Here is an 18,899-nt window from a genome sequence, read left to right as displayed (position 1 = left end):
ACACCGGGGAGAGTTTCATGGTTCGGGTCGGGGGAGAAGTCGTCGGCAATCCCGGAGGGGGCGGTCGCGCGACACGCCCGAAGCGCACGCGTCCGGCGGGAGCGCGCGGAAAGCGCACGCCCACCCTGCCGCAATTACTGGCGGCGGCAGCGGAATCCGATCCGCATGCCCTCGCGCTGGTGCTGGCCGATGACTCGGCCACCGTCGCGAGCCTGACCTACGCCGAACTCGACGAACGTTCGACGCGCCTGGCCCGGTTGCTCATCGAGCGGGGGATCGGTCCCGCGGATCTGGTCGCGGTGGGTATCCCGCGGTCGATCGAGTCCATGCTGGCGGTCTGGGCGATCGCCAAGACCGGGGCCGGGTTCGTGCCGGTGGATCCGAAGTATCCGGCCGATCGTGTCGCGCACATGGTGACGGATTCCGGTGCGGCACTGGGTATCACGGTCACCGAGGTGCGAGCCGGACTGCCCGCGGTCACGGAATGGCTGGTGCTCGACGGCGACGAGGTGCGGGCCGGGCTCGCGGCCGCGTCCACCGAACAGATCATCAATGCCGATCGCGTGCGGCCGTTGAGCTCACACCATCCCGCGTATGTCATCTACACCTCCGGATCGACCGGACTGCCCAAGGGCGTGGTGGTCACCCACGCCAATGCCGGGGTCTACTGTGCGGTGCAGCGTGAACTGCTCGGTGCCACCTCGGATTCCCGTGTTCTGCACGTGATTTCGCCGTCCTTCGACGTGTCCGTGGGTGAGCTGCTGCTGGCTGTCGGCGCTGCCGCGACCCTGGTGATCGCCGCCCCGACCGTTTACGGCGGTCCCGAGCTGGCGGCACTGCTGCGCCGCGAGCGGGTGACGCACATGATGATCACGCCGTCGGCGTTGACCTCGGTGGATCCGAGCGGGCTCGACACCCTGGACGTGGTCGTCGTCGCGGGGGAGGCGTGCCCGCCGGAGTTGGTGCGGCGCTGGGCGATTCCGCTGGGTGAGGGTCGGACACGTCGATTCGTGAACGGCTACGGGCCGACCGAGGCCACCATTCTGGCCAATACCGCCGATCTGACGCCGGACCTGCCGGTGACCATCGGCAGGCCGCTGCGCAGCGTCACCGAATACGTCCTCGACGAGCGGCTGATGCCGAACCTCCCGGGTGTGGCGGGCGAGCTGTATCTGGCCGGAGAGCAGCTGGCCCAGGGGTACCACAACCGTCCCGGGCTCACCGCCGAGCGATTCGTCGCGAATCCGTTCGGACCGGCGGGTTCTCGTACCTACCGCACCGGGGATCTGGTGCGTCAGACGCCCGCCGGGGAACTGGAGTATTTGGGTCGCAATGACTTCCAGGTGAAGATTCGTGGGTTCCGGATCGAGCTCGGGGAGATCGACGCGGTGCTTGCATCGCATCCGAGTGTGGATTTCGCGGTGACGATCGGGCACGAACTCGCCGACGGTGCCACCATTCTGGCCTCCTACGTGCACGCAGCGAGCGATGCGCCGGTGGCGGTCGACGAGCTGCTGGCCCTGGCCGCACGCGAGCTGCCCGCGCACATGGTGCCCGCGGCCGTCACGGTGCTGGACCGGATTCCGCTGACCCCGGTCGGCAAGCTGGATCGCCGGGCCTTGCCCGCGCCGCAACTGCGCGTCGCCGAATTCCGTGCTCCGGCGGGACGCCTGGAAGTGGCCGTCGCCGAGGTGTACGCGGAACTGCTGGGCACGGTCGATCCGATCGGCGCGGACGACGACTTCTTCGGCCTGGGCGGCAATTCGCTGATCGCCGCGCGGGCCGCGGCCCGGCTGGGTGCGCTGATCTCCGCGCGCGTGCCCGGCAGGCTGCTGTTCACCGCGTCGAGTGTCGCCGCACTGGCCCGCGAGCTGGCCGAGCTCGAGGGTGTGGGCGGCCGAGCTCCGCTCGCGGCGGGGCCCCGTCCGGAACGCATTCCGCTCTCGCCCGCGCAGCAGCGGATGTGGTTCCTCAACCAGTTCGACCCGGCGTCGGCCGCGGACAATATTCCCTTCGCGCTGCGGGTGACCGGGCCCCTGGATATCGCGGCCTTGCGGGCCGCGTTCGGCGATGTGATCGAGCGCCAGGAGGCGTTGCGGACCGTGTACCCGGCCGCGGACGGTGTCGGGAGCCAGGTGATTCTGCCTGCGGCACAGGTGGTTCCGGAGCTGGTCGTGCAGCCGCTGCGCGAGGATGAGCTGGTCGGGTGGCTCACCGGGGTGGCCCTGACCGGGTTCGACGTGTCGATGCGGGTTCCGCTGCGCGTGGAACTGGCCCGGCTCGGGGCCGACGAGCACGTGGTCGCGATCGTCCTGCACCACATCGCCGCCGACGGCTTCTCGACCGGGCCGTTCGCACGAGACCTGATGACGGCGTTCCTGGCCCGGCGCAATGGCGCGATGCCGCCGTGGCAGCCGCTGCCGGTGCAGTACGCCGACTACACGCTGTGGCAGCGCGCGCTGCTCGGCGACGAGAACGAACGCGGGTCGCTCGCCGCCGCCCAGATCGCTTACTGGCGTGCGACTTTGGCGGGCATTCCAGAGCGCATCGACCTGCCCGCCGATCGCCCCCGTCCGACCGTCGCGTCGGGGCGGGGCGCGACCTTCGCCTTCGAGATCGGCGCGGAACTGGTGGCGGCGGTCGAGGAGCTTGCCCACGCCGCCGGTGCGTCGCCGTTCATGGTGCTGCACAGCGCCTTCGCGGCGCTGCTGGCCCGCTTGTCGGGTACCGGCGACATCGTGATCGGCACGCCGGTGGCGGGCCGCGGTGAGCGCGAACTCGACGACCTCGTCGGCATGTTCGTCAACACCCTGGCCCTGCGGACGCGGGTCGAGGCCGGAGCCGGTTTCGCGGAGCTGCTGCGGGCCGCGAAAGAGGTTGACCTGGCGGCGTTCTCGCATGCCGAGCTGCCGTTCGAGCGGCTGGTCGAGGTGCTCGACCCGGTCCGCACCCAGGCGCATCACCCGCTGTTCCAGGTCGCCATGTTCTTCCAGAACCTCGACGCGCCACGGGTGGAGCTGCCGGGACTGGTCGTCGAATCCGTCGAATCCGACAGTGCGATCGCGAAATTCGATCTTCAGCTGTCGCTGCTCCCGCGCGCGGGCGCCGGTATGGGTGCCGTGTTCACCTACGCCACGGACCTCTTCGACGAGTCGACCATCGCGGGGTTCGCGGACCGGCTGGTGCGGCTGCTGTCCGCCGTGGTCGCCGAGCCCGCCACGCCGCTCGGCGATATCGAACTGCTCGACTCGCGTGAGCGCTCGCGAATGGTGCTGGACTGGAACGACACCCGGCACACGGTTGCGGACGAGTCGCTGCTCGGCGGTTTCCGGCGGGCGGTGGCCGCCCATCCCGATGCGGTGGCCGTGCATTTCGAGGGTGCCGAGCTGACCTATCGGGAGTTCGACCAGCGGGTCAATCGGCTCGCGCGACTACTCATCGATAGGGGAGTGGGACCGGAATCCCTGGTCGGGCTGGCGGTCCGGCGATCGCTGGATCTGGTCGTCGGCATGTACGCCGTCCTCACCGCGGGTGGTGCGTACGTGCCGCTCGATCCCGATCATCCGGCCGAGCGCATCGCGCACATTCTCGAGACGGCACGACCGGCATGCGTGCTGACCACCACCGCCGACGCCGTGCCGGTCCCGGAGCGGACCGTGGTGGTGCGACTGGACGACGTGGATCCCGGCATGTTCTCCGCCGACCCGGTCTCGGACGCGGAGCTGCTGCGTCCGCTGCTGCCGGAGCATCCGGCCTACGTGCTCTTCACCTCGGGTTCCACCGGACGGCCCAAGGGTGTCGCGGTGTCACATCGGGCCATCCACAACCAGATCACCTGGATGCTGACCGAGTACCCGATGGGCCCCGGGGACGTCTATCTGCAGAAGACGGCGACGACGTTCGACGTCTCGCTGTGGGGTTACTTCATGCCGCTGCGGGTGGGCGCGAAACTGGTCGTCGCCACCCACGACGGGCATCGTGACCCGGCGTATGTGGCGGAAAACATTGCGCGGCATGGTGTTACCGTCACCGACTTCGTGCCGTCGATGCTGACCGTGTTCGCGGCGCATGCAGTGCCGGGTGCGCTCGAGAGCTTGCGGGATGTGTTCGTGATCGGTGAGGCGCTGCCGCCGGAGACGGTCGCGGCGTTTGCGGCGGTGTCCGGTGCGAAGGTGCACAACCTGTACGGGCCGACCGAGGCCGCAGTCTCGGTGACCTACTGGCAGACGCGCGGTGACGAACGCGCCTCCGTGCCGATCGGTGTGCCGCAGTGGAATACCCGTGTGTACGTGCTGGATTCGCGGTTGCGTCCGGTTCCGGCGGGTGTCGCGGGTGAACTGTATCTGGCCGGAGACCAATTGGCGCGCGGCTATGTTCGTAGGCCGGACCTCACCTCGGATCGGTTCGTGGCCAACCCGTTCGGCACCGGCGAGCGCATGTATCGCACGGGCGACCTGGTGGTGTGGCGGGATGCCGGATCGGATCGTCCGGCGCGGTTGGATTATCTCGGGCGCACCGATTTCCAGGTGAAGTTCCGTGGTCAGCGGATCGAGCTGGGCGAGATCGAGACCGCGTTGCTGACGCAAGCCGACGTGAGTGCGGCGGCTGCCTCGGTGATGGCCTCCGAGCTCGGTGATCAGCTGGTCGCCCACGTTGTGGCGGTGCCCGGCCGGGTGGTCGAGGTATCGGCGTTGCTTGATGCACTCGCGGATGTACTGCCCCGCTACATGATTCCGTCCGCTGTCGTTGTTCTCGACGAGTTCCCGTTGAATGCCAGCGGCAAGCTGGATCGCAAGGCACTGCCTGCGCCCACCTTCACCGGTCGTGAATTCCGTGCTCCGGCAACGCCGGTCGAGGAGATCGTGGCGGGTGTGTTCGCGGAAGTGCTCGGGGTCGGCCGGGTCGGGGCGGACGATGACTTCTTCGCCCTCGGCGGCAATTCGTTGATCGCGACCGCTGTGGTGGCCAGGCTGGGTGCGGCGTTGGGGGATCGGGTGCCGGTGCGTGCCCTCTTCGAGTCCCCGACAGTCACCGCGCTGGCCGCGGCGGTCGAATCGCGAATCCGCCTGGGCCGCACCCGTGAGCTCGGCAGCATTCAACGCCCGGAGCGACTGCCGTTGTCGCCCGCGCAGCAGCGCATGTGGTTCCTCAACCGGTTCGACGATCTCGGTGACGGGACCGTCTCCGCCGGATCGGCGGCCTACAACCTGCCGTTCGCGCTGCGGCTGACCGGTGGCCTGGACGCGGAAGCGCTGAGTGCCGCGCTCGATGATGTGGTGGCTCGGCACGAGGTGCTGCGCACCCTCTATCCCGAGAGCTCCGACGGGCCGGTGCAGACCGTGCTCGCCGTCGGTAGTGATCCGCTCCCGCGTCTGATCACCACTCGCGCAGCCGAATCCGAGATCGCCGGTGCGGTCTACGAACTGGCCACGATGCCGTTCGATGTCACCCGCGAGGTGCCGATCCGGGTGCGGCTGCTGGAGATCACCGAACCGGCCTCCGAGCCGAGCTTCGTACTGGCCGTGGTCGCGCATCACATCGCCGCCGACGCCTCGTCCATGGCCCCGCTGGTGCGCGACATCATGACCGCCTACACCGCCCGTGTCGTCGGCGGCGCGCCCGCGTGGCCGCCCCTGCGGGTGCAGTACGCGGACTACGCGCTGTGGCAGCGCGAGATCCTGGGCTCCGAATCCGATCCGGCATCAGTCGCGTCCCAGCAGCTCGCGTACTGGCGTGACGAACTGGCCGGACTGCCGGACCTGCTCGAGCTGCCCACCGATCGGCCCCGCCCGGCCGTGGCCTCCTCGATCGGTGCCCGAGTGCCCGTGCGGATCGATCCGGCCGTACACGCCGGGGTCGTGCGTCTCGCCCGCGAACACCAGGCGACCGTCTTCATGGTCGTGCACGCGGCCTTCGCCGCACTGCTGGCGCGACTGTCCGGGACCGCCGACATCGCCGTCGGCACCCCGGTCGCCGGGCGCGGCGAACGCGAACTCGACGATCTGATCGGCATGTTCGTGAACACGATCGTGTTCCGGACCCGGGTGGACGGCGGCGAATCGTTCACAGACCTGCTCGCTCGACAGCGCGAGACCGACCTGCAAGCCTTCTCGCACAGCGACATTCCGTTCGAACGCCTGGTGGAGGTGCTCGAACCACCCCGCACCACCGCACACCATCCGCTGTTCCAGGTCGGCCTGTCCTTCCAGAACATGACCCGCTCGGTGCTCGAACTGCCCGGCCTCACCATCGCGCCGGTCGAGTCGGATGTGGATGTGTCGCAGTTCGATCTGCACCTGATCGTCTCCGACGGCTATGACGAAGCCGGTGCCCCGCTCGGCATCGGCGGCTACCTGACCTACGCCACCGCACTGTTCGACGCCGCGACGGTCACCGGATTCGTGGACCGGCTCAACCGGCTGCTCGCCGCCGTCGTGGCCGATCCGGCGCTACCGGTCGGGGATATCGACCTGCTCGACGCGGCCGAACGGGCCGAAGTGCTCGGTACCCGCAATATGACCGCGCGCCTGGTGGATCCGACCGCCAACCTGCTCACCCGGTTCGAAGCGCAGGCGGCGCAGGCGCCCGAAGCGATCGCGCTCAGCTTCGAGGGGACAGCTCTCTCCTACGGCGAGTTCGCCACTCGTGTGCACCGGCTGGCCCGCCACCTGATCGCCTCGGGTGTCGGTCCGGACACTCTGGTGGCGTTGGGTATTCGCCGTTCCACGGATCTGGTGGTGGCGATGTATGCGGTGCTGGCCGCCGGTGGTGCGTACGTGCCGCTGGATCTGGATCAGCCCGCCGACCGCATCGAGTACGTGCTCGAGACGGCGCAGCCGGTGGCTGTGCTGACCACCTCGCGTGACGGGTTCGGTTACGACGCCGCGCCGGTGCTGGTCATCGATACTCTCGATGTCAGCGGCTACTCCGACGCCGCCGTTACCGATGCGGATCGTGTTGCGCCGCTGCGGTCTTCGAATGCCGCGTATGTCATCTTCACGTCCGGTTCGACCGGTCGTCCGAAGGGTGTCGCGGTCTCGCATGCCGCTGCCGTGAACCAGATCGCTTGGATCACTGCGGAATACGCGTTGTCGGCTGATGATGTGGTGTTGCTGAAGACGCCGCAGACCTTCGACGTGTCTGTGTGGGAGCTGTTCGGTCCGCTGGCTGTCGGCGGTCGGATGGTTGTCGCTACGCCGGATGGGCATCGGGATCCGGGTTATCTGGCGGAAGTGATTGCTGCCGAGGGTGTCACGATCACGTCGTTCGTGCCGTCGATGCTCAGCGTGTTCGCCACCAGTGTCGATGCGGTGCAGCTGTCGTCGCTGCGGGCGTTGCTGATCGCGGGTGAAGCCTTCACCTCCGATGTGGTACGCGCCTTCCGCAAGGTGAGTTCCGCTGAGCTGCACAACCTCTACGGTCCTACCGAATTCACGGTCCATGCCACCTATGCGCCTGTCGCTGATGACGTGCAGGGTGCGGTCCCGATCGGTCGTCCGGTGTGGAATGCCCAGGCGTATGTGCTGGACGCGCGTCTGCATCCTGTCGCCCCGGGCGTTGCGGGTGAGCTGTATTTGTCGGGGAGTCAGCTGGCGCGTGGCTATTTCGGTCGCACGGATCTGACCGCTGACCGGTTCGTGGCCAACCCGCTGGGCTTCGGTGAGCGGATGTACCGCACCGGTGACCTGGTGCGTTGGAACGCGGATGGCTCGATCACCTACTTGGGCCGTACGGACTTCCAGGTGAAGCTGCGTGGTCTGCGTATCGAGCTCGGCGAGATCGAGTCCGCACTGACCCGACACGAGTCGGTGGCCCAGGCGGTCGTGGTGATGAACTCCGACCCGCGCACCGGTGATCGTCTCGTCGGCTACCTGGTGCCGACCGGCTCGGGTGTCGATGTGCCGCAGGTGAAATCGGCGCTCGCGGGCACGCTGCCGTCCTACATGGTTCCGTCGGCGTTCGTGGTGCTCGATGCACTTCCGTTGAACGCGAACGGCAAGCTGGATCGTAAAGCTTTGCCGGAGCCCGAGTTCGAGGCCACGGCCTTCCGCGCACCGTCGACGCCGGTCGAGGAGATCGTCGCGGGCGTCTTCGCCGATGTGCTCGGGGTCGAGCGGGTCGGGGCGGAGGACGACTTCTTCGCCCTGGGTGGAAACTCGCTGGTGGCAACGCAGGTCGCGGCTCGGCTGGGTGCGGCATTGGATACCCGGGTGCCCGTCCGGGTGCTGTTCGAAGCGTCGACGGTGGCCGCGCTCGCGGTGCGGGTGGAGCAGCAGGCCGGGCGTGGGCGCAAGGCGCTGACGTCGGGGCCGCGGCCGGAGCGGGTGCCGTTGTCGATGGCGCAGCAGCGGATGTGGTTCCTCAACCAGTTCGATCCGGCCTCGGCGGCCTACAACATTCCGGCGGCGGTGCGTCTCACCGGTGAGTTGAATGTGGCTGCGCTGCAGCAGGCCGTGGCCGACACCATCGGCCGGCACGAGTCGTTGCGCACGGTGTATCCGCAGGTCGACGGTGCGGCCTGCCAGGTGATCCGGCCTGCCGCCCAGGTGGTGCCGGACCTCACGCCGCAGCCGGTGACCGCCGGCTCGCTGCCGCAGCGCATTGCGGATGTGCTTTCCGAAGGCTTCGATGTCACCCGCGAGGTTCCATTGCGGGCCGGACTGTTCCGGGTCGAGGATGCCGAGAACGAGTACGTCCTGGTGTTCGTGGTGCATCACATCAGCGCGGACGGCTGGTCGATGGGGCCGTTCACGCGGGACGTGATGCTGGCCTACGTCGCGCGGACGCAGGGCGAGGCTCCGGCCTGGGCTCCGCTGCCCGTGCAGTACTCGGATTACACACTGTGGCAGCGTGAGACCCTCGGTTCCGAGGACGATCCGGACAGCGCGATCTCCGCGCAGGCCGACTACTGGCGGACCACGCTGGCGGGGTTGCCCGACGAGTTGAATCTGCCTGCCGATCGTCCGCGCCCACCGGTGTCCTCGCTGCGCGGCGGCACCGTCGGGTTCGAGATCGGGGCCGAGCTGCACGGTCGATTGCAAACCCTGGCGCGGGAGCGCAATGCGACGCTGTTCATGGTGGTGCACGCCGCGCTGGCAGCGTTCCTCGCCCGGTTGTCGGGTACCGGTGACATTGCCATCGGCACCCCGATCGCGGGCCGTGGTGAGGCCGAACTTGACGATGTGATCGGCATGTTCGTCAACACCCTGGTGCTGCGTACCCGGGTCTCGGGGCAGCAGTCGTTCGCGGAGCTGCTGTCCGAGGTCAGGGAATCCGATCTGGGTGCGTTCGCGCATGCGGACATGCCGTTCGAGCGGCTCGTCGAACTGCGGAATCCGGGCCGCTCCACCGCGCGCAACCCACTGTTCCAGGTGGCGCTGTCGTTCGAGAATCTGCCCGACGCCGGGTTCGAACTGCCCGGATTGCGGGTCGGCGCGGTCGATTTCGAGATCGACACCGCGAAATTCGACCTGGAGTTGCGGGTGGTCGGCGCGGCCGACTCCGGTGCGACCGGCATCTTCACCTTCGCCCGGGACCTGTTCGACGCGGCGACGGTCGAGGTGTTCGCGCAGCGTTTCCTGCGGGTGCTGGACGCGATCGCGGCCGATCCGCAGCTCGGTGTCGGCGCGATCGACATCCTGGACCAGGATGAACGCACCGATCTGACAACCCGGTTCGGGCTGCCTCCGGTTGCCGCGCGCACGCTGCCGCAGCTGATCGCCGATGCGGTCGCGGTCGACCCCGAAGCGCCCGCCGTGGTGTTCGAGGGGCGCAGTCTGTCCTACGGTGAGTTGGATCGCCGCTCGAACCGCCTGGCGCGCTTGCTGATCGAGCGGGGCATCGGTGCCGAGGATCTGGTCGCGATCGCGGTGCCGCGTTCGGACCTCTCCTATTTCGCCGAATGGGCGGTATCCAAGACCGGGGCGGCATTCGTGCCGGTGGACCCGAACTATCCGGCCGATCGCATCACCCATATGGTCACCGATTCCGGTTCGCCGGTCGGGTTGACCGTGGCGTCGGTGCGCGGCGACCTGCCGGACTCGGTCGAGTGGCTGGTGCTCGACGAGCTGGAGCTGAATGCGTTCGCGGACAGCGCGATCGCCGATGTCGAGCGGGCGCGTCCGCTGCGTCCGGAGCACCCGGCGTACGTCATCTACACCTCGGGTTCGACCGGCGTGCCCAAGGGCGTCGTGGTCACCCACGCCGGATTGGCCAACTTCGCCACCGAGCAGGTCGAACGCTACGAGCTCGATTCGTCTTCGCGGGCACTGCATTTCGCGTCGCCGTCCTTCGATGCGTCCATCCTGGAGTTCCTGCTGGCCGTCGGTGCGGGCGGAACCCTGGCGGTGGTCCCGCCGGGCGTTTACGGCGGTGAGGAACTGGCCGAGGTAGTCCGCCGGGAGCGGGTCACCCATGCGCTGATCACTCCGGCCGTCCTGTCCACCCTCGATCCGACGGGCTTGGACAGCCTGCGCGTCCTGGTGGCCGGTGGTGAGGCCGTCCCGGCCGAACTGATCGCGAAATGGGCGGTTCCATTGGCGGACGGCACGATTCGTGCCTTCCACAATGCCTACGGTCCGACCGAGGCCACGATCATGACGAATCTCAGCGACGCGCTGGCGCCGGGTGATGCGGTCACCATCGGCGGCCCGATCCGGGGTGTCCGGTCGTTGATCCTCGACGATCGGTTGCAGCCGGTGCCGGTCGGTGTCGCGGGTGAGTTGTACGTCGCGGGTGCCCAGTTGGCGCGCGGCTACCACGGACGGGCAGCCCTGACGGCGGACCGGTTCGTGGCCAACCCGTTCGCGGACGGCGAGCGCATGTACCGCACCGGCGACGTGGTCCGGTGGACCGCGGATGGCCTGGTCGAGTACGTGGGCCGCTCCGACTTCCAGGTCAAGGTCCGTGGCTTCCGCATCGAACTGGGCGAGATCGACGCCGCGCTGGCCTCGCACGAGTCCGTCGACTTCGCGGTGACCGTCGGCCACGAGAACGCCACGGGCACAACCGCCCTGGTGTCGTATGTACTGCCGGTGGCCGGTCACGAGGTCGAGGTCGCGGCGCTGCTCGAGCATGTCGCGGCCCTGCTGCCGGAATACATGGTGCCCGCGTCGATCACGATGCTCGACGCGATCCCGCTGACCCCGGTCGGCAAGCTGGACCGCCGAGCCCTGCCGGAGCCGGTATTCGCCGGCCGGGAATTCGTCGCGCCGAGAACATCTTCGGAGCACACGGTCGCCGCGATCCTGGCGGAGGTGCTCGGCCTGGAGCGGGTCGGCAGGTACGACGACTTCTTCGCCCTGGGCGGCAACTCGCTGCTCGCGACCCAGGTCGCCGCGCGTCTCGGTGCGGCGTTGAACGCGCGGGTCCCGGTGCGTGTGGTGTTCGAGGCGTCCACGGTCGCGGGCCTGGCCGCCACCGCCGAGCAGCTCGCCGGTGCGGGTGATCGCAAGGCGCTCACCGCGCTGCCGCGACCCGACCGGGTACCGCTGTCGCTGGCACAGCAGCGGATGTGGTTCCTCAACCGGTTCGATCCGGCGTCGGCGGCCTACAACATCCCGATCGCGGTCCGGCTTTCCGGCGAGCTCGACACTGCCGCCCTGCAGCAGGCCGTCGCGGATCTGATCGAACGTCACGAGGTGCTGCGGACGATCTACCCGCAGGTGAACGGTGAGCCCGCGCAGGTGATCCTGCCTGCCGGACAACCGGTTCCGGACCTGACGCCGGTGGCAGTGGATGCGGAGTCGATGCTCGACCGGGTCGCCGAGTTCCTCGGCGCGGGATTCGATGTCACCACTGAAGTCCCGGTACGAGCCAGGCTGTTCCGTGTCGACGCTGCCGAAAGCCCGGAGTACGTCCTGGCTTTCGTGGTGCACCACATCAGTGGTGACGGCTGGTCCGTGGGACCGCTCACCCGCGATGTGATGGCCGCCTATGCGGCACGCGTCGCCGGCGGCGCGCCCGCCTGGGCACCGCTTCCGGTGCAGTACGCCGACTTCGCGCTCTGGCAGCGGGAGGTACTCGGCCGCGAGGACGATCCGGCCAGCCTCCTCGCAGTCCAGGCCGACTACTGGCGCACCACCCTCGCGCAGTTGCCGGATGAGCTGAACCTGCCCGCCGATCGACCGCGTCCGCCGGTGGCGTCGCTGCGCGGCGGCACGGTGTCCTTCGAGATCGGCGCGGAACTGCAGCAGGCGCTGCAAGGCCTTGCGCGGGAACGCAATGCGACGCTGTTCATGGTGATGCACACCGCGCTCGCGGCGTTCCTGTCCCGGTTGTCGGGCAGTGCGGATCTGGCGATCGGCACGCCGATCGCGGGGCGGGGCGAGGCCGAGCTCGACGATGTGATCGGCATGTTCGTCAACACCCTGGTGCTGCGCACCCGGGTCACGGGACAGCAATCGTTCGACGACCTGCTGACCGAGGTCAGGGACACCGACCTGGCGGCCTTCGCACATGCGGACCTGCCGTTCGAGCGGCTCGTGGAATTGCTGAACCCGGAACGGTCCACCGCGCGCAATCCGCTGTTCCAGGTGGCGCTGTCGTTCGAGAACCTGCCCGACGCCGGATTCGAGTTGCCCGGATTGCGCATCGGGGCAGTCGATTTCGCGGCCGACATCGCGAAATTCGACCTGCAACTGACCGTCGCGGGGGCCTCCGATGCCGGGGCGACCGGGATCTTCACCTTCGCGCGGGACCTGTTCGACACGGCGACGGTGGAGATCCTCGCCCGGCGCTTCCTGCGACTGCTCGCCGATATCGTCGCGCGGCCGGGTCATCCGGTCGGCGACCTGGAACTGTTGTCGCGCAAGGAGTTCGGGGATCTCACTGATCGTCAGGGCGGTGCGGCCATCCCGGCGCGCACCTATCCGGAGCTGATCGCGGATGCCGTGGCCATCGACCCCGACGCCCCCGCAGTGGTGTCCGAGGGGCGCAGTCTGTCCTACGGCGAACTGGATGCCCGCTCTAACCGCTTGGCGCGCTTGCTCATCGAGCGCGGCATCGGTACCGAGGATCTGGTGGCCGTCGCCGTGCCGCGATCGGTCGAGTCGTACTTCGTCGAATGGGCGGTGTCCAAGACCGGTGCGGCGTTCCTGCCCGTGGACCCGAACTACCCGGCCGACCGCATCGCGCACATGGTCACCGATTCCGGTTCGCCGATCGGCTTGACCGTGGCCGCCGTGCGCGCGGACCTGCCCGGCTCGCTCGACTGGCTGGTGCTCGACGACCTGGACCTGAATGCCTTCGCGGACACCGCGATCGCCGACGGTGAGCGGGTCCGCCCGCTGCGGCCGGAACATCCGGCCTACGTCGTCTACACCTCCGGCTCGACCGGCCTGCCCAAGGGCGTCGTGGTCACCCACGCCGGTCTGGCCAACTTCGCCGCCGAGCAGGTCGACCGCTACCACCTCGATTCCGGCACGCGGGCACTGCATTTCGCGTCACCGTCCTTCGACGGATCGATGATGGAATTCCTGATGGCACTCGGCGGGGGCGGCACGCTGGTCGTGGTCCCGCCGGGCATCTACGGCGGCGAGGAACTCGCCGAGGTCATCCGCCGCGAGCAGGTCACGCACGCCTTCATCACCACCGCCGCGCTGGCCACCTTCGCGCCGGACGGCCTGGACTCACTGCGGGTACTGGCCGTCGGTGGCGAAGCCGTCCCGGCCGAGCTGATCGCGAAGTGGGCGGTGCCGCTCGGCGAACAGGACGGTGCGATCCGCGCCTTCCACGACGTCTACGGTCCGACCGAGACCACCATCGTCACCAATATCGGTGCGCCGCTGCGGCCGGGCGACCCGGTCACCATCGGCGGACCCGTCCGGGGCATGCGGAACCTGATCCTGGACGACCGGCTGCACCCGGTGCCGGTAGGCGTCGCGGGCGAGCTGTACCTGTCGGGCATCCAGCTGGCGCGTGGCTACCACGCCCGACCGGGCCTGAATGCCGAACGCTTCATCGCCAACCCGTTCGGGGACGGCGAGCGCATGTACCGCACCGGTGACGTGGTGCGCTGGAGCCCGGACGGCCGCATCGAGTACGTCGGTCGCTCCGACTTCCAGGTGAAGGTGCGCGGCTTCCGGATCGAACTCGGTGAGATCGACGCCGCGCTCTCCGCGCACGAGAGCGTCGATTTCGCGGTGACCATCGGCCATCGCACGGAGACCGGGTCCACCATCCTGGCCGCCTATGTGGTGCCGGTGGCCGGTGGCGGCATCGAGGTGGCGGCATTGAGCGAGCACGTCGCGAGCCGGCTGCCGGACTACATGGTGCCGACAGCGATCACGGTCCTCGACGCCATTCCGCTGAACCCGGTCGGCAAGGTGGATCGGCGGGCGCTGCCGGAGCCGGTCCTGGTCGGACGTGAATTCGTCGCGGCCAGAACACCTGTGGAACACCTTGTCGCCGACACCATGGCGGCGGTCCTCGGTGTGGAGCGGGTCGGCGTCTTCGACGAATTCTTCGCGCTGGGCGGCAACTCGCTGCTCGCCACCCAGGTGGTGGCCCGACTCGGTGCCGCCCTCGACACCCGGGTGCCGGTACGGGTGCTGTTCGAAGCGCCGACCGTCGCCGCCCTCGCGGCCCGGGACGAACTGCGGACGGGCGCCGGTAGCCGTCCGGCCTTGACCGCACGGGAGCGGCCCGTACCGGTCCCACTGTCGTTGGCGCAGTTGCGGATGTGGTTCCTCAACCAGTTCGATCGCGCCTCGGCGGCCTACAACATCCCGATGGCGGTGCGGCTGTCCGGTGAGCTGGATGTTGCCGCCCTGCAAGGGGCGGTCGCCGATCTGATCGGACGCCACGAGATTCTGCGGACGATCTATCCGCAGGTGAACGGGGAGCCCACACAGCTGATTCTGCCTGCCGGACAGGCTGTTCCGGATCTGACGCCGGTATCCGTCGCGGCGGAGTCACTGCTGGACCGGATTGCCGAGTTCCTCGGCGCGGGGTTCGACGTGACGACCGAAGTGCCGGTACGGGCCGGACTCTTCCGGGTCGACGGCGGTGAAATCGCCGAGTACATCCTGGCTTTCGTGGTGCACCACATCAGTGGTGACGGCTGGTCGATGGGTCCGCTGACCCGCGATGTGATGACCGCATACGTGGCACGGGTTTCCGGGATCGAACCGGGCTGGTCGCCGCTTCCGGTGCAGTATGCCGACTTCGCGTTGTGGCAGCGAGAAGCGCTCGGCCACGAGAGTGAACGCGGCAGTCTGCTCGCGACGCAGGCCGACTACTGGCGGACCACCCTCGCGGGGTTGCCGGATGAACTGAACCTGCCGTGGGATCGCCCGCGTCCGGCGGTGGCATCCCTGCGCGGCGGCACGGTGAGCTTCGACATCGGTGCCGAGCTCTACCGTGGGCTGGAAAATGTTGCGCGAGAGCGCAATGCGACCTCGTTCATGGTCGTGCACGCCGCGCTCGCGATCTTCCTGGCCCGGCTGTCGGGTACCGGTGATATCGCCATCGGTACGCCGATCGCGGGGCGTGGCGAGGCCGAACTCGACGATGTGATCGGCATGTTCGTCAACACCCTGGTGCTGCGGACCCGTGTCTCCGGGCAGCAGTCGTTCGCCGAACTGCTCGGCCAGGTCAAGGACGCCGATCTGGGTGCGTTCGCGCATGCGGACCTGCCGTTCGAGCGGCTCGTAGAGCTGCTCAACCCGGAACGCTCCACCGCACGCAACCCGCTGTTCCAGGTGTCCCTGTCGTTCACCAACCTGCCCGATTCCGGCTTCGAGCTGCCCGGATTGCGGGTCGGGCCGGTCGATTTCGAGGTCGGCATCGCGAAGTTCGACCTCGAACTGACGGTCGCGGGATCGGCCGAATCGGGTGCGGTCGGAATGTTCACCTTCGCCCGGGACCTGTTCGACGAGGCGACGGTGGAGGTGTTCGCACAGCGTTTCCTGCGGGTGCTGGCAGCGATCGCGGCCGATCCGCAGGTCGGCGTCGGTGCTATCGACATCCTGGACCAGGTCGAACGTGGCGATCTGGTAACCCGTTTCGGGTTGCCTGCCGTTCCCGTGCGCACCTTGCCGGACCTGATCGCCGATGCGGTCGCGGTCGACCCCGCAGCACCTGCCGTGGTGTTCGAGGGGCGGACGCTGTCGTACGGCGAGTTGGATGCTCGTTCGAATCGTCTGGCGCGCTTGCTGATCGAGCGTGGCATCGGTACCGAGGACCTGGTCGCGATCGCTGTACCGCGATCGGCCGACTCGTACTTCGCCGAATGGGCGGTATCCAAGACCGGCGCGGCCTTCCTGCCCGTGGACCCGAACTACCCGGCCGACCGCATCGCCCACATGCTCACCGACTCCGGTTCGGCGGTCGGCCTGACCGTGGCAGCGGTGCGCGCCGACCTGCCGGACTCGGTCGAATGGCTGGTGCTCGACGAACTCGACCCGAATACGTTCGCGGACACTGCGATCGGTGACCTGGAGCGCATCCGCCCGCTGCGTCCGGAGCACCCGGCGTACGTCATCTACACCTCCGGCTCCACCGGAGTGCCCAAGGGCGTCGTGGTCACCCACGCCGGTCTGGTCAACTTCACCACCGAGCAGGCCGAACGCTATCGACTCGATTCCTCCTCGCGGGCACTGCATTTCGCCTCACCGTCGTTCGACGCGTCGATCCTCGAGTTCCTGCTCGCGGTAGGCAGGGCCGGGACGCTGATCGTCGCGCCGCCGAGCATCTACGGCGGCGACGAACTGGCCGAGCTGATCCGCCGCGAGCGGGTCACCCATGCGCTGATCACCCCCGCCGTGCTGTCCACCCTGGATCCGGCAGGCCTGGACAGCCTGCGCGTGCTCATCGCCGGTGGTGAAGCGCTGTCGGCGGATCTCGTGCAGAAGTGGGCGATTCCGCTGGCGGACGGCACGATTCGGGCCTTCCACAATGCCTACGGTCCGACCGAGGCCACCGTCATGACGAACCTGAGCGACGCGCTGGCGCCGGGCCGCCCGGTCACCATCGGCGGTCCGATCCGGGGCGTGCGGTCGCTGATCCTCGACGATCGGCTGCAGCCGGTGCCGGTCGGCATCGCGGGTGAGCTGTACGTCGCGGGCACCCAGCTGGCGCGCGGCTACCACGGACGGGCAGCCCTGACGGCGGATCGGTTCGTGGCCAGCCCGTTCGCGGACGGCGAGCGCATGTACCGCACCGGCGACGTCGTGCGCTGGACCCCGGACGGCGAGGTCGAATACGTCGGCCGCTCCGACTTCCAGGTCAAGATCCGCGGCTTCCGCATCGAACTCGGTGAGATCGACGCGGTGCTCGCCGCCCACGACGACGTCGACCACGCCGTGACCCTCGGCCGGGAGACCACCGCCGGGCACCCGGTCCTCGTCTCCTATGTTCTTGCCGCACCCGGACATTCGATCGACACCGCCCGGCTGAGCGAGCACGCGGCCGCCAGACTGCCCTCGTACATGGTGCCGACGGCGATCGTGGTGCTCGACGAACTGCCGCTCACGCCGGTCGGCAAATTGGATCGTGCCGCACTTCCGGAACCCGAGTTGCGCCCGCACGAATACCGGGCACCGTCGACCCCGTCGGAAGCCCTCGTGGCCGCCGCCTTCGCGGAGGCGCTCGGGATGCAACGTATCGGCGCGGACGACGATTTCTTCGCCGTGGGCGGTACCTCACTGCTCGCGACCGGAGTCGTGAGCCGCATCAAGGAACAGACGGGCGCGCAGTTGACCGTCGCCGACTTCTTCGGCGACGCCACCGTCACCGGACTCGCCCGCCGCATCGACGCCCGGACGGATCTCGACGCGCACGAACCCGTGCACGACCCGACCGGTGCGCTCGGCGTCATCCTGCCCATCCGGGCCACCGGCGCATCCACGCCGCTGTTCTGCATCCACCCGATGGCCGGATTGGCCTGGTGCTACACGGGATTGGCCCGGGTACTGCCGCCCGACCAGCCGATCTTCGGGGTGCAATCGCCCGCGCTGACCGAAACGGACTTCGCGCCGGCCGCGCTCGCCGATATCGCCCGGCGGTATGTCGGCGAATTGCGCACGGTCCAGCCCGAGGGGCCCTACCGGCTGCTGGGCTGGTCACTCGGTGCGAAACTCGCCCACACCATGGCCGCGATCCTCCAGGACCAGGGCGAATCGGTCGAACTGCTGGCCATGCTCGACGCCTACCCGCGCCCCGCGCGCGCCGAGGCCGGACTCCGCGACGCCCTGCAGGAGACCTTCGCCGGACTCGGACTCCCGGACGCCCTGTCCGAGGTGGACGATCAACTCGAGCTCAGCGACGTGGCGGTCGACATCCTGCAGGACACCCTCACCCGCGACTTCGGCGGCGTACCCCGCGAACTGGTGCGCCGGATGTCGGACGCGGTCATCCGCACGGTGGCACTGGACCGGGACTTCCAGCCCGATCTGCACCGGGGAAATCTGCTGTTCTTCCGTGCCGACGACCCCGAACACGCGGCGGCCGGGCGCACCGCGGCCGACTGGACGCCGTACGTCACCGGCGACATCGTGGACCATCTCATCCCGGCCACCCACGAGGGCATGACCGAGCCCGAGGCGCTGACCGGCATCGGAGCCATCCTCACCGAGGTCCTGCAGCGACTCGACAAACCGGAGGAGGCGGCGGCCGAGCCCGAATTCGCGCCGCCGATGGACCTGTTCGACCTCGAACCGCTGGGCATCTCGGTCCGCACCATCGGACTCGATATCGCCGAGGGCACCCCGCCCGCCCAGGTGAGCTCGGCGGTCCGCATCCTCCGCGACCGCCATCCCGGACTCCTGGTCCGGTTGCATTTCGCCGGTGACAAGGTGGACTGTGAGATAGGGGGGAATATCGACTAGACCACGATCCCCCTGCCCCCGCTGACGTGCGGGCAGATACCGTATCGGGCGAGACCGTTCCCTGAACGAAGG

At 68.7% G+C, this 18,899-nt stretch carries 1 pseudogene; it reads left to right on the top strand.

The features are described 5' to 3' along the window. Positions 1–65: 65 nt before the first annotated feature. Positions 66–18,827, top strand: a pseudogene (locus tag ACFXHA_RS07485) (non-ribosomal peptide synthase/polyketide synthase); the annotation flags it as partial. Between the last annotated feature and the right edge of the window lie 72 nt (positions 18,828–18,899).

Origin of the sequence: Nocardia sp. NPDC059240 (assembly GCF_042753865.1) — a bacterium.
In the GTDB taxonomy this organism is placed as follows: Bacteria; Actinomycetota; Actinomycetes; order Mycobacteriales; family Mycobacteriaceae; genus Nocardia.
This window is presented reverse-complemented; position numbering and strand designations above follow the sequence as displayed.